General features: G+C 59.4%; 10 protein-coding genes. 9 read left to right on the top strand and 1 reads right to left on the bottom strand.

All coding sequences use genetic code 11. The annotated features are described in order from the left end of the window. The first annotated feature begins 54 nt into the window (after nucleotides 1-54). From recR to purL, 8 genes are all read left to right on the top strand, one after another. A complete protein-coding gene (gene recR / locus HMPREF2682_RS08630) occupies nucleotides 55-1209 on the top strand; it encodes a recombination mediator RecR (protein ID WP_070833297.1) in 1155 nt (384 codons plus the stop codon). A gap of 211 nt (nucleotides 1210-1420) precedes the next feature. Next, on the top strand, nucleotides 1421-2716 hold the full coding sequence (locus tag HMPREF2682_RS08635) for an aspartate kinase (RefSeq protein ID WP_070833300.1): 1296 nt from the start codon (nucleotides 1421-1423) through the stop codon (nucleotides 2714-2716). A 228-nt stretch (nucleotides 2717-2944) separates the two neighbouring features. Beyond that, nucleotides 2945-3409 (top strand): helix-turn-helix domain-containing protein, encoded by a 465-nt coding sequence (locus tag HMPREF2682_RS08640; protein ID WP_070833303.1) that lies wholly within the window; start codon nucleotides 2945-2947, stop codon nucleotides 3407-3409. Then, the gene (locus HMPREF2682_RS08645) at nucleotides 3403-4044 is read left to right on the top strand and encodes a PIN domain-containing protein (RefSeq protein WP_070833306.1); all 642 of its coding nucleotides are present in this window, start codon (nucleotides 3403-3405) and stop codon (nucleotides 4042-4044) included. Before HMPREF2682_RS08640 ends, HMPREF2682_RS08645 begins: the two co-directional genes overlap by 7 nt. Before the next feature lie 154 nt (nucleotides 4045-4198). Continuing rightward, complete coding sequence (locus HMPREF2682_RS08650; RefSeq protein WP_070833309.1) at nucleotides 4199-5149, top strand: 3-methyladenine DNA glycosylase; 951 nt, start codon at nucleotides 4199-4201, stop codon at nucleotides 5147-5149. Between the two features lie 122 nt (nucleotides 5150-5271). Beyond that, nucleotides 5272-5523 carry a phosphoribosylformylglycinamidine synthase subunit PurS gene (gene purS / locus HMPREF2682_RS08655; protein WP_005507194.1) on the top strand — a complete coding sequence of 84 codons (252 nt, stop codon included), beginning with the start codon at nucleotides 5272-5274 and terminating at the stop codon, nucleotides 5521-5523. Nucleotides 5524-5528: 5 nt separating this feature from the next. Continuing rightward, nucleotides 5529-6341: a phosphoribosylformylglycinamidine synthase subunit PurQ gene (purQ, locus tag HMPREF2682_RS08660; RefSeq protein WP_070833312.1), complete on the top strand. Its 813-nt coding sequence runs from the start codon at nucleotides 5529-5531 to the stop codon at nucleotides 6339-6341. A gap of 25 nt (nucleotides 6342-6366) precedes the next feature. Next, nucleotides 6367-8685: a phosphoribosylformylglycinamidine synthase subunit PurL gene (gene purL / locus HMPREF2682_RS08665; RefSeq protein ID WP_012904198.1), complete on the top strand. Its 2319-nt coding sequence runs from the start codon at nucleotides 6367-6369 to the stop codon at nucleotides 8683-8685. 124 nt (nucleotides 8686-8809) lie between these two features. Here the strand turns inward: purL and HMPREF2682_RS08670 are convergent, their stop codons facing one another. Beyond that, nucleotides 8810-9472, bottom strand: a complete 663-nt coding sequence (locus HMPREF2682_RS08670; protein WP_070833315.1) for a biliverdin-producing heme oxygenase — start codon at nucleotides 9470-9472, stop codon at nucleotides 8810-8812. Between the two features lie 236 nt (nucleotides 9473-9708). On the opposite strand from HMPREF2682_RS08670, the gene HMPREF2682_RS08675 reads away from it, so the two are divergent. Next, a complete protein-coding gene (locus HMPREF2682_RS08675) occupies nucleotides 9709-12063 on the top strand; it encodes an HtaA domain-containing protein (protein WP_070833318.1) in 2355 nt (784 codons plus the stop codon). The last annotated feature ends 21 nt before the right edge of the window (nucleotides 12064-12084 follow it).

A 12084-nucleotide genomic window follows, 5' to 3' on the forward strand; every position in this document is an offset into this window, starting at 1 on the left:
GTCGCCCCGGATACCAACACCCCGGAACGAAACACCGCATCAGAAGGAGAAGCCTTGTACGAGGGAGCAGTTCAAAACCTCATTGACGAACTCGGCCGCCTGCCGGGCGTAGGCCCCAAGTCGGCTCAGCGCATCGCTTTTCACATTCTGAATGCGGACGCTGCCGATATGGCGCGCCTGGCCAACGCCATTTCCACGGTGAAGACCAGCGTGAGCTTCTGTGAGGAGTGCGGTAACGTCTCCGAGACGAAGCTGTGCACCATCTGTCGTGATGAGCGCCGCGACCCGTCCGTGCTGTGTGTCGTCGAAGAGTCGAAGGATGTGGTGGCGATTGAGCGTACCCGTTCCTTTACCGGCCGCTACCATGTGCTCGGTGGCGCTATTAACCCGCTGGCGGGTGTGGGCCCGGAGCAGCTGCGTATTCGTGAGCTGGTGTCCCGCCTGGCGGATGAGCGTATCCAGGAGATTATTCTGGCGATGGACCCGAACCTTGAGGGTGAGGCGACCGCAACCTACCTTTCGCGTATGCTCGTGCCGCTGGGTGTGCGTCTGTCGCGTCTGGCGTCGGGCCTGCCGGTCGGTGGCGATTTGGAGTACGCGGACGAGATTACCCTGGGCCGCGCGCTGGAGGGCCGCCGCGTCATTAGCGAGGGCACGGCGGTGGCTCATACTGCCGCCGAGGATTTTGAGCGCGTGAACCGTGAGGAGGAGCAGGAGCGTGAGCAGGCGGCTCAGGTTCAGGCTCAGGAGGCGAAGCAGAGTCGTCGCCGCTGGAATTCGAGCATGTTTGATGACCTGGATTCTGAGGATTCTGCCGGTTCCCGCACGGAGGCGCCCACCGCCGAGGGTGTGCAGGGCACGGTGGATGAGCAGCTGATTGAGCAGGTTCTGCAGGAGGCTGAGGAATCAGGCGAGGAAGCCTCCCCCACCGATTCTGGTGCGGGCTCTACGCCTGAAGCCACAGAAGCAGAAGCAACCCCTGACTTGGGCGAAGATTCCGCCGAGGAGGCTCCGGCGAGCGCCGCCCCCGACCCCGCAGAAGCACCCACTGAGGCACCCGCAACCGAGCAGTCGGAGGACGCTCCGGAGGTGTTCCGCACCCCCGACTATGAGGAGAAGATCCGCTCGATTCAGAACGCTCCGTTGCGCACCCCGAAGCCGGATGTTCCGCCGCTGCCGGGTGTCACCTACGTGAACCCGTGGACCTAAAAACCTGCCTCCGCAGGCTCTTGGTACCTGCTCCCGCGTGCGAGCCGTACCTGCCTCCGCACCCCGCGTCACTGCCGCGTAATACTACGTAATATTTCACGGGGCAATACATACGGGGGCGCAGTTCGCCGCTTGCACTGAACGCCGTCTACTATAAATGAGGAGCCGGCGTCTGCCGGTAGCACACAAAGTAACTGACCTGGAGATATCTATGAGCCTGATCGTCCAAAAGTTCGGCGGTTCCTCCGTAGCGGATGCGGAGGGCGTCAAGCGCGTTGCCCGCCGCGTCGTGGACACTCAGAAGGCAGGTAACGATGTGGTCGTCGTGGTGTCCGCTATGGGTGACACCACCGATGAGCTGCTCGACCTTGCCGCAGAAGTCACCAGCAATGTCACTCCTTCCCGCGAGCTGGACATGCTGCTGACTGCCGGTGAACGCATTTCGACTGCCATCCTGTCGATGGCTATTAACGACCTGGGCGCTAAGGCTCAGTCTTTCACTGGTTCTCAGGCTGGCATGATTACTGACGGCGTGCACGGTTCTGCACGTCTGGTGGAGGTCAACCCGGACCGTATCCGTGAGTCGATTGAGGCTGGCAACATTGCGATTGTGGCTGGTTTCCAGGGCATGAACCGTCAGAGCGGCGACATTACGACTCTGGGCCGTGGCGGTTCTGATACGACCGCTGTTGCGTTGGCGGCTGCTCTGAAGGCTGATGTGTGCGAGATTTACTCGGATGTTGACGGCGTGTTCACCGCCGACCCGCGCATCGTGCCGACCGCGCATAAGCTGGATACCGTCACTAGCGAGGAGATGCTGGAGATGGCGGCGAATGGTGCGAAGATTCTGCACCTGCGCAGTGTTGAGTATGCTCGTCGTTTTAATTTGAAGCTTCACGTGCGTTCTTCGTTCTCGAACCTTGAAGGCACCATTGTGATCCCGGAGGAGTCCGCGGAACTGACCCCCACCCATCTGAAGGAGATTCCCTTGGAACAGCCCCTGATTTCTGGTGTTGCGCACGATCGCACCCGCGCAAAGATTACCGTTGTTGGTGTTCCGGATGTTCCCGGTTCGGCAGCGAAGGTGTTCGGCCTGCTGAACGAGGCGAAGGTGAACCTGGACATGATTGTTCAGAACGTTCCCACTGACCGCCCGGGCGTGACCGACATTTCCTTCACTCTGGATCAGGCGCAGGGCCCGACCGCGCTGAAGGCGCTGGAGGATGCTAAGGCTGAGCTGGGTTTCCAGGAGGTTATTTACAACGAGTCGGTTGGTAAGCTGTCGCTGGTTGGTGCCGGTATGAAGACCAACCCGGGTGTTTCGTTTACTTTCTTTGAGGCGCTGTCTGCTGCGGGCGTGAACATTGACATGATTTCGACCTCTGAGATCCGTATTTCGGTGATTACTGAGCTGAGCAAGCTGGATGAGGCTGTTCGCGCGGTGCACACTGCGTTCGGTCTGGATGCTGAGGGTGAGGCTACTGTTTACGGTGGTACTGGCCGCTAAGGTTTAGGTGGTTAGCTCGTTTGTGAGCGTACGCTTCGGGAGGGGCGGTGCTGGTTTATTCCGGTGCCGCCCCTCCCCTTTTCTGTCTACAGCTGAAATAACTGAAACACTTTACAGTTATTTCGGATATGAGGTAGAGTTGTACTTACTGATCCACTTTCGAGAGCTTCTGACTCGAAGACTCGTTTATTCGAATGTTGTTCAGGATACCAAGAAAGGAGAAGCAAGATGACCGCCTCACAGCTCATACTTGAAGAGACTCTTACCCAAGCCAAAACCGAGGCAAAGAAACTCTTTGAGGAATCCAACGAAATTACCGTTGCATTGACTGTTTCCGGCAAGAAGAGCCAGCGTATTGGCGATGCCCTCAACCAGGTCATTCAGCACGTCTTGCACGCCCTGGCCCAGGGTCAGAGTATTGATATTCAGGCTGTTCCGCACGATTTGACCACTACCGTAGCAGCTCAGCGTATCGGTATTTCCCGCCCAACCCTCATGAAGGCTATTCGTTCCGGCGAGCTCCCGGCTTACAAGGTAGGAAGCCACTTCCGCATCCGCACTCAAGATGCTGATGCCTTCCGCAAGACCCTTTTGGAGAAGGCTGTTACGCAGAAGAAACAAGCTCTCAAGGACCTGTGGGACTTTGAAGAAAACCACAATCTCAACGAGATTATCGGGGGACCCACATGGTGACAAAGACATACTCTGTCTTATTGGACACGAATATCCTAATGTCTAAAACTCTTAGGGATTGGATACTCTTACTGGCTTTGGAGAGTAAGTACGAGTTCTTCACACCACATGTGTCCAGCGGAATTATGGATGAGTTTGGCTACCATGTCCGTCGTGATAATCCGTCAATGAACGATGCAAAGATTGAGACCTGGAAACAGCAAATCCTGCAGTCTTGTGAATCACAGATCGCAGGTTTTCAGGTTGAATCAATTGCTGACTTTCCTGACGAAAACGACCTGCACGTGCATGCCGCCGCCCAACACGGCGGCATGCACGCCCTAGTAACCGATGATCGGAAACTGCTCAACTACGCCTCCACGGAGCGGGGCGAGGAGGTCCAGAGTTATGAAACGCTCAGCGCTGATGATTTCCTGATGCAACTTACCGAATACGCCCCTACCAGGCTATTTGCAGCGGTGTGCCTTTCTCAAGAGTCTTATGCCCGCTCTAAAGGCTGTACCGAGATTGATATCCCCCGAGCACTTGAACGCGCCGGTGCGGGGCAGTTTGCCCGTTACCTTCGCACAGCAGTTATCAATAACCCAATATTTAGAGAGCTCGAACGAAACTTCCGCTCATCTTCTCATCATTAAAATGAACGGGATAGTTATCTTGTCGATCTCTTATTTGCCCCATTGAGGGTAGTGAGAGGGGCGGTGCTGGTTTGGTCCGGCGCCGCCCCTTTCGCGTGTCCGATAAGCGGTGACTCTGCCTGCCGTCGTATGCGGCATCGTTTAGGCTAGAAGCATGAGTAGTGTTGTATTTTCCCAGGTGATGGATGCCCGTCAATGGCGTGCCGCAGAGGCGGCGCATGAGGCACGTGCCGGCCGCTACGCCGACCCGTTTGCGCAGCGTCGCGCCCGCCACGAAGTGCACCCCGTGGAGGACTTCCTCTTCACCTACTACACGCTCAAGCCCGGCCAGTTCAAGCGCTGGCACCCCGGCGCCGGCGTCATTCTGCTGGATGCACCCGAGCGCGCCTCCTGGCGTTTCTACCGGCCCGCAACCGAGCAGGAGCTCCTTGACGCTGGATGCACCCCACAGGTGGCGCGCGCCCAGGCGGATGCCGCCTCCGCCGTCACGGTGGACGTCACCGATTTTGTGGAGCGCCGCGCTACCGCCCTCGCCTTCACCCACGAGATCCTGCGCAACACCGCCGCGAAGAAGGGCCAGTTCGGTTGCTTCGGCATGCACGAGTGGGCGATGGCGTACAAGTCGGTGGAGAACAACATCCGCCACGACTACCTGGAACTGCGCCTGGGCGCGGAGGGTACGGACCGTGTGGTGGAGGAGCACCGCATCCGCTGCTCGCACTTTGATGCGTTCCGTTTCTTCATGCCACAAGCAGCACCGATGAACGAGCTGCAGCCGACCCGCGAATCCCAGCGTTTTCTGGAGCAGCCCGCGTGCCTGCACGCGAATATGGACGTGTACAAGTGGGCGTACAAGCTGCTTCCGCTGGTTGATTCGACTCTGGTCATGGATTGTTTCGACCTGGCGTGGGATGCGCGTGAACTGGATATGCGCGCAGCCCCCTACGATATTCGCAGCTGGGGGTACGAACCGATTCCGGTGGAGACGACCGAGGGTAAGGCCGAGTACGTGCGCATCCAGCGTGAGCTGTCGGAGCGTTCGATTGAGCTGCGTGAGCGCCTGCTGCAGGTGTGCGAGCGCTATCTTCCGCCCCTCGAGGCGTAAAAGACGTGATTCGAGCCTCTTAGGGTATCCACCAACCGAACGCATACCCCCGTTACGGTCGTTAGTACGGTAAGATGAGATACGGCTCATACAGAACCCACGCACCCAAGGAGTGCCCACACATGGCCCGTATTGTTGTTGATGTTATGCTCAAGCCCGAAATTCTTGACCCGCAGGGTAAGGCTATTTCTCACGAGCTGCCCCGTATCGGCGTTGATTCCTTCGTGGATGTTCGCCAGGGTAAGCGCTTCGAGCTGACCGTCGAGGGTGAGGCTACTGAGGAGCACCTCGCAGCTGCCCGCAAGGCTGCTGAAGAGCTGCTGTCGAACCCCGTCATCGAAGACGTTGTGAACGTTTCGGTTCTGGAGGACTAAGACCTATGGCAGAGTCCCTCGCACCTACTGAAGTCCCCCTGGTTGGCGACTTTTCTACTTACTCCCCGAATCCCGCCTTCGCTGATGCACGCGTTGGCGTGGTGACTTTCCCCGGCACCCTGGATGACCGTGACGCTGCACGTGCTGTCCGTCTGGCTGGCGGTACCGTCGTTGAGCTGTGGCACGACGACGCTGACCTGAAGAACGTTGACGCCGTCATTATTCCCGGCGGTTTCTCCTACGGTGACTACCTGCGTGCCGGCGCTATTGCTGCGAAGGCTCCCGTGATGCGTTCGGTGATTGATGCCGCTAACGCTGCTGGTACCTCCGGTTCTTCGCCCCTGCCTGTTCTGGGTATTTGCAATGGTTTCCAGATTCTGACTGAGTCTCACCTGCTGCCCGGTTCGATGATTAAGAACGATCACCGCAAGTTCATTTGCCGTGACCAGGTTCTGCGCATTGAGAATAACTCCACCTCCTGGACGAGCAACTACGCTGCCGGCCAGGAGATTGTTGTTCCTCTGAAGAACCAGGACGGTCAGTACGTTGCTGACGCGAAGACCCTGGAGGCGCTGGAGGCTGAGGGCCGCGTGGTGTTCCGCTACGTTGGTTTCAACCCGAACGGTTCCCGTAACGACATTGCTGGTATCAGCAATGAGCGCGGTAACGTGGTCGGCCTGATGCCGCACCCGGAGCACGCTGTGGAGCCGGGCTTCGGTCCTTCCTCTTCTGGTTTTGGTGAGGTTTCTCTGCGCGGTGGCGCCGATGGTCTCGGCGTGTTCACCTCCGTTCTTGCCAACCTGATTAACGCCCGCTAACGCACGACAAGGATTCTAAGAAGTTATGAGCGAAAAGCAGTTTAACCTCGACACCGTCGAGCACGCGGCGGCAACCCCGGACACCGAACTCCCCTGGGCTGAGCTGGGCCTGAAGGAGAACGAGTTCGAGGATATTAAGGAGATTCTTGGTCGCCGTCCTACCGCGGCTGAGCTGGCAATGTACTCGGTCATGTGGTCCGAGCACTGCTCCTACAAGTCTTCTAAGGTTCATCTGAAGCAGTTCGGTGCGAAGGTCACCGATGAGATGAAGAAGGACCTGATGGTCGGTATCGGTGAGAACGCCGGTGTGACCGATATTGGTGACGGCTGGGCTGTTACCTTCAAGATTGAGTCCCACAACCACCCCTCGTACGTGGAGCCCTACCAGGGTGCTGCGACCGGTGTGGGCGGTATTGTGCGTGACATTATTTCCATGGGTGCACGCCCGATTGCTGTGATGGATCCGCTGCGTTTCGGCGCGATTGATCACCCGGACACCGCCCGCGTTATTGGCGGCGTGGTTGCCGGTATTGGTGGTTACGGTAACTCCCTGGGCCTGCCGAACATCGGCGGCGAGGTTGAGTTCGACTCCTGCTACCAGGCAAACCCGCTGGTCAACGCACTGGCTGTGGGCATTATGCGCCACGAGGATATCCGCCTGGCGAACGCATCGGGCGTGGGCAACAAGGTTGTTCTGTTCGGTGCGCGCACCGGTGGCGACGGCATCGGCGGTGCGTCGGTGCTGGCGTCCGAGTCTTTCGATGACACCAAGCCTTCGAAGCGTCCTGCCGTTCAGGTGGGCGACCCCTTCGCTGAGAAGGTTCTGATTGAGTGCTGCCTGGAGCTGTTCAAGGGCTCCGTGGTGGAGGGTATTCAGGACCTGGGTGCTGCGGGTATTTCCTGCGCAACCAGCGAGCTGGCTTCTAACGGTGAGGGCGGCATGCACGTGGACCTGACCAAGGTTCTGCTGCGTGACCCCACCCTGACCCCGGGCGAGATTCTGATGTCTGAGTCTCAGGAACGCATGATGGCTGTGGTCTCCCCCGAGAACGTGGAGCGCTTCGAAGCGATCATGAACAAGTGGGGCGTGGAGTACTCCTTCCTCGGTGAGGTCACCAACTCTGGCCGCCTGGTCATCGAGTGGGACGGCGAGGTCATCGTGGATGTTGACCCCCGCACTGTTGCACACGACGGCCCGACTTACGAGCGTCCTTACGCACGCCCGGAGTGGCAGGATGACGTTCAGGCTAACCACTTCACCGGTTCGGCTGCTGACGATTCCCGCCCGCGCGGTAAGGAGCTGGGCGAGGCAATCAAGGCGTTCATGGCGTCCCCGAACATGTGCTCCAAGTCCTGGATCACTAACCAGTACGACCGCTACGTTCAGGGCAACACCGCCCTGTCCATGCCGGACGACGGCGGTGTGGTGCGCGTGGACGAGAACACCAACCTCGGTGTTGCTCTGGCGACCGACGCCTCCCCTCGTTTCACCTACCTGGATCCGTACGAGGGTGCTCGCGCGTCCTTGGCTGAGGCGTACCGTAACGTTGCGACCGTTGGTGCACGCCCCGTGGCTGTGTCTGACTGCCTGAACTTCGGTTCTCCCGAGGATCCGGATGTCATGTGGCAGTTCGCTGAGGCTGTTCGCGGCCTGGCTGATGGCTGCATGGAGCTGGGTGTTCCGGTGACCGGCGGTAACGTGTCCCTGTACAACCAGACCGGTGGCAAGGCTATTAACCCGACCCCCGTGGTCGCGATGATGGGCGTGATGGATGACGTCACCCGCCGCACCCCGTCGGGTTGGGCTCCTGAGCATGACGGTCAGGCTATCTACCTGCTGGGTACCACTCGCGATGAGCTGGACGGCTCCGAGTGGGCTCGCTTCAAGGGTCACCTGGGCGGTCAGCCGCCGAAGGTTGATCTGGCTCTGGAGCGTCAGCTGGGTGACATGCTGGTGAACATGTCTCGTGACGGCATGATTGATGCTGCACACGACGTGGCTGCCGGCGGTCTGGCTGCAACTCTGGTTGAGGCTTGCCTGCGTTTCAACACCGGTGCCCGCATTGGTCTGGGTGAGGTTGCTGAGCGTGACGGTCTGGACCTGTTCACTCTGCTGTTCTCGGAGTCCCTGGGCCGCGTTGTGGTTTCGGTTCCGCGTTCTGAGGAGGTGCGCTTCAAGGATATGTGCACCGCTCGCCAGTTCCCCTTCGCACGTATTGGTGTGGTGGATGCTGAGTCGAACGCTCTGGACTTCCAGGATGAGGTTTCCATTGACCTGGATGAGTTGCGTGCAGCTCACGAGGGCACTCTTGCAGCTCACTTCGGTGAGGTTGCGAAGGGCTAGTCTTCGACTAGTTTGAGACTAACGCCGAAAGGGGCGGATGCTTGTGAAAGCATCCGCCCCTTTTGTTATGCCCGCTGGCTTGTGCGTTGAGCGTTTAGGCGTTGTGCGTTGAGGTGTTCGGTGTTTATGCCTCGGCGACCTTGCGTCCCAGCTGCGCGAACAGGGAGGCGTTAATGCGGAAGCCTTCGATGCATTCTTCGATGAGGGCTTCGCGCTGTTCGTCGGTCAGGGGTGCGTTGTCGAGCAGTTCGCGGTAGCCGTCCTTAAAGACCTTGGGCTTGGGCAGTTCGGTGAAGCGGTACATGCTCAACGCTTCGGCGGGGATGCCGTAGTGGCGGGTGACGAGCGCTGCGACTGCCTGGCCGCCAGAGAGGTCGCCTAGGTAGCGCAGGTAGTGGTGTGCGAGGTAGCGTTCGGGGGAGTTGATGGTAGCGCGGATGCGCTCTACGTACTCTGCGGTTGCGGGCAGGGGCGCGTCGATGTCGCCGTCCTGGCCGAGTGCGCGAATGTCTGCGCGGATGTATTCTGCGCGGTCGAGGCCGGGCTGGGTGAAGGGCTCAGTGATGGGGTTGGGTTCTGCACGGTAGTGTTCGGAGACCGCTTCGAGTGCTTCGTAGATGTGCACGTACTGGTTGATGAGGCGCAGGTATGCCTCGGTGTTGAGGGCTCCGCCCATGAGGTCTTCCATGAAGGTGGAGTGTTCGGCGTTGTCGTGGACGTGCTTGGTGCTTTCCTTCAGGCGTGCGGCGAAGCGTTCCTGGGTGGTTTCGGGGGCGGTGATAGTCATGGTGGGGTTCCTAAATTTGCTTGTGAGTGGACTATAAAGGTTTTAATGACACTGTGTCACCAAACTGTTAATGACATATTGTCACCAAAAACCGGTTTTGGCAATAGCTCCCACAAAAAATTTGCTAAGGTAAACCTTATGCACAAGTCACCCTAGGCATTAAGTTACACAAACATAGGCTAATAGGTCTAGACTTGATACGAACACCACAATCACAAAATTCAAGGAGACACCGAATGTCTACCCCCTCTCTCACCAAGCGCACCTGGGCGTTCTTGGCTTCGGCAACCATTGGCCTCGGCGGTATCGCAGGCGTACCCGCCGCCTTCGCAGCCGAAACCAACTCCCACGTCAGCGCCAGTGAGGTAACCGCAGCCTCAGAGCAGAGCCTGCAGGACGTCACCGTCAACTGGGGTCTGAAGAAGTCCTTCCGCTCCTACATCAACGGTCCCTTCTCCCAGGGCTCCCAGAAACTGACCGGCGTCACCACCAACGAAGACGGCTCCTACCACTTCACCTCCGCCGAAGGCACCGTAGCCAACGGCGAATACTCCGTCACCTTCACCGGCTCCTCGATCCACTACACCGCACACCACGGTCTGCTGGAAGTCATCATCTCCGACCTCTCCGTCACCATTAAGGACGGCGTGGGCACCGTGCGCGCCAACGTTCAGTCGCGCCCCTACAACGGCAACACCACCCCGAACGACCTGGTCGAAACCAAGAACATGACCATCGGTACTTTCAACGCCTCCGGTCTGAAGGTTGAGGGTAACACCATCACCCTGCCCAGCGTTGACGAGGAAAACGGCACCCGCGTCAAGCTCTCCGAAGAGGCGACCGGCGCCTTCGCCGGCTTCTACAAGGCAGGCCAGGAGCTGGATGCACTCAGCTTCTCTGCAACCATCGTGACCAAGGAAGCACCCGCGCCCGCACCTTCCACTGAGCCCAGCGCCGAGCCTACTGCAACGCCGACCGCAGAGCCCAGCAGCGAGCCTTCCTCCGCACCGACCACCGAGGCACCCAAGCCCGCCGAGCCCACTTCTGCAGCACCGAGCGCGGCACCCACCTCCGCGGCACCCTCCTCCCCCGCCGCAACCACCGAGCCCAAGCGTGAAGAAAAGGTCACCGGCAACGTCGTCGAGTCCGGCACCCTCAGCTGGGATATCCGCGAGTCCTTCCTGAAGTACCTGACCAGCTTCGCCCACGGCTCCGTGAACGTTGAGGGCATGGAGAAGACCGCAGCAGGCGGCCTGAAGTACACTCAGGCATCCGGCGTGTACAATCCCGAAACTAAGACCGGCCAGATCAACTTTGCAGGCACCGCAGAATTCACCGGCCACAACGGTCAGCTCAAGAGCACCATCAAGAACATGCGCCTGGTCATCGTCAACGGCAAGGGCACCCTGGTCGCCGATGTTGACGCGCTGACCCGCGACGGCAAGTCCGTTTCTAAGACCGGTCTGGCTATCGCCGAGGTGGACCTCTCCGGCGCAAGCGTGAAGGACGGCGTCTTCTCCGCACAGAACGCGGCGGTTGCCCTCACCAATGAAGGCTCCGAGGTTCTCTTCGCGGGCCAGTACCGCGGCTCCGACAACGCCATGGCACCGCTGAGCTTCTCCGTAAAGCTCAGCGAGCAGACCGCAGAGAACACCGTTGAGGTTCCGCGCGTCTCCGAGAACAAGTCTTCCGAGAGCAACTCCTCCGAGAACAAGGGTTCTGAGAACAGCTCTTCCGACAACGGTTCCTCGAACTCCACCGGCAACTCCGGTTCTGACGGTTCGGCAGGCACCTCCGGCAGCGTCTCTAACGGCGGTTCCTCCTCGAATGGCTCTGTCAGCAACAACCCGGCACAGCCGGTCTGCGTACCCGTCACCCGCACCCGCGAGGTGCAGGAGCAGGGCGCATCCGACGGCACCATCAAGAGCGCAAACCTCGGCTGGGGCGTGCGTGATTCCTTCCGCAACTACGTGCGCGGCGGCATCGCGAACGGTAGCTGGGAGCTGAACGGCACCTCCTACTCTTCGGATGCGTTCAACTGGTCTAACGGCACCGGCACCTTCAAGGGCGGTAAGGGTTCCATCTCCTTCAGCGGTTCGGTTCGTTTCACCGGTCACCACGGCATTCTGGACACCACCATTGCGAACCCGCGCCTTGAGATTAACGGCAATTCCGGCACTCTCTACGCGACCATGAACAGCAATGACCCCTCCGGCAAGGCAACTAACTATGGTGAGGTGGCACTGCTGAAGGTGGATCTTTCGGGTCTGCAGAGCTCCGCTGACGCTGTGAGCGTCAACGGTGCGGCAACGACCCTGACCGCTGAAGGTGCGAAGGCGTTCGCTGGCTTCTACGACGCCGGTAAGGACATGGCTCCGCTGAGCTTCTCCGCGGCGATTAACGGCGCGAAGACCACCACCAAGACCGTGTCCGAAACCGTCTACGAGGGTGAGGGTTGCGACCCGGTCACCGGCAAGCCTCTGGCTTCCACCGGTGCCTCCGGTGTTGAGGGCACCCTGGTTGCAGGCTTCATCGCTGTTGCAGCTGGCGCGGGTACCGTCGTGTACACTCGCCGCCGCAAGAAGGCATAACGGCACCTCACGAGGATGCCC

Source organism: Rothia sp. HMSC061D12, from assembly GCF_001836735.1.
In the GTDB taxonomy this organism is placed as follows: Bacteria; Actinomycetota; Actinomycetes; order Actinomycetales; family Micrococcaceae; genus Rothia.

What these genes read in the sequence shown, in the direction of transcription:
- HMPREF2682_RS08635 (WP_070833300.1), top strand. Translation starts at nt 1,421, where the DNA reads ATGAGCCTGATCGTCCAAAAGTTCGGCGGTTCCTCCGTAGCGGATGCG.
- HMPREF2682_RS08640 (WP_070833303.1), top strand. Translation starts at nt 2,945, where the DNA reads ATGACCGCCTCACAGCTCATACTTGAAGAGACTCTTACCCAAGCCAAA.
- HMPREF2682_RS08645 (WP_070833306.1), top strand. Translation starts at nt 3,403, where the DNA reads ATGGTGACAAAGACATACTCTGTCTTATTGGACACGAATATCCTAATG.
- HMPREF2682_RS08650 (WP_070833309.1), top strand. Translation starts at nt 4,199, where the DNA reads ATGAGTAGTGTTGTATTTTCCCAGGTGATGGATGCCCGTCAATGGCGT.
- purS (WP_005507194.1), top strand. Translation starts at nt 5,272, where the DNA reads ATGGCCCGTATTGTTGTTGATGTTATGCTCAAGCCCGAAATTCTTGAC.
- purQ (WP_070833312.1), top strand. Translation starts at nt 5,529, where the DNA reads ATGGCAGAGTCCCTCGCACCTACTGAAGTCCCCCTGGTTGGCGACTTT.
- purL (WP_012904198.1), top strand. Translation starts at nt 6,367, where the DNA reads ATGAGCGAAAAGCAGTTTAACCTCGACACCGTCGAGCACGCGGCGGCA.
- HMPREF2682_RS08670 (WP_070833315.1), bottom strand. Translation starts at nt 9,472, where the DNA reads ATGACTATCACCGCCCCCGAAACCACCCAGGAACGCTTCGCCGCACGC.
- HMPREF2682_RS08675 (WP_070833318.1), top strand. Translation starts at nt 9,709, where the DNA reads ATGTCTACCCCCTCTCTCACCAAGCGCACCTGGGCGTTCTTGGCTTCG.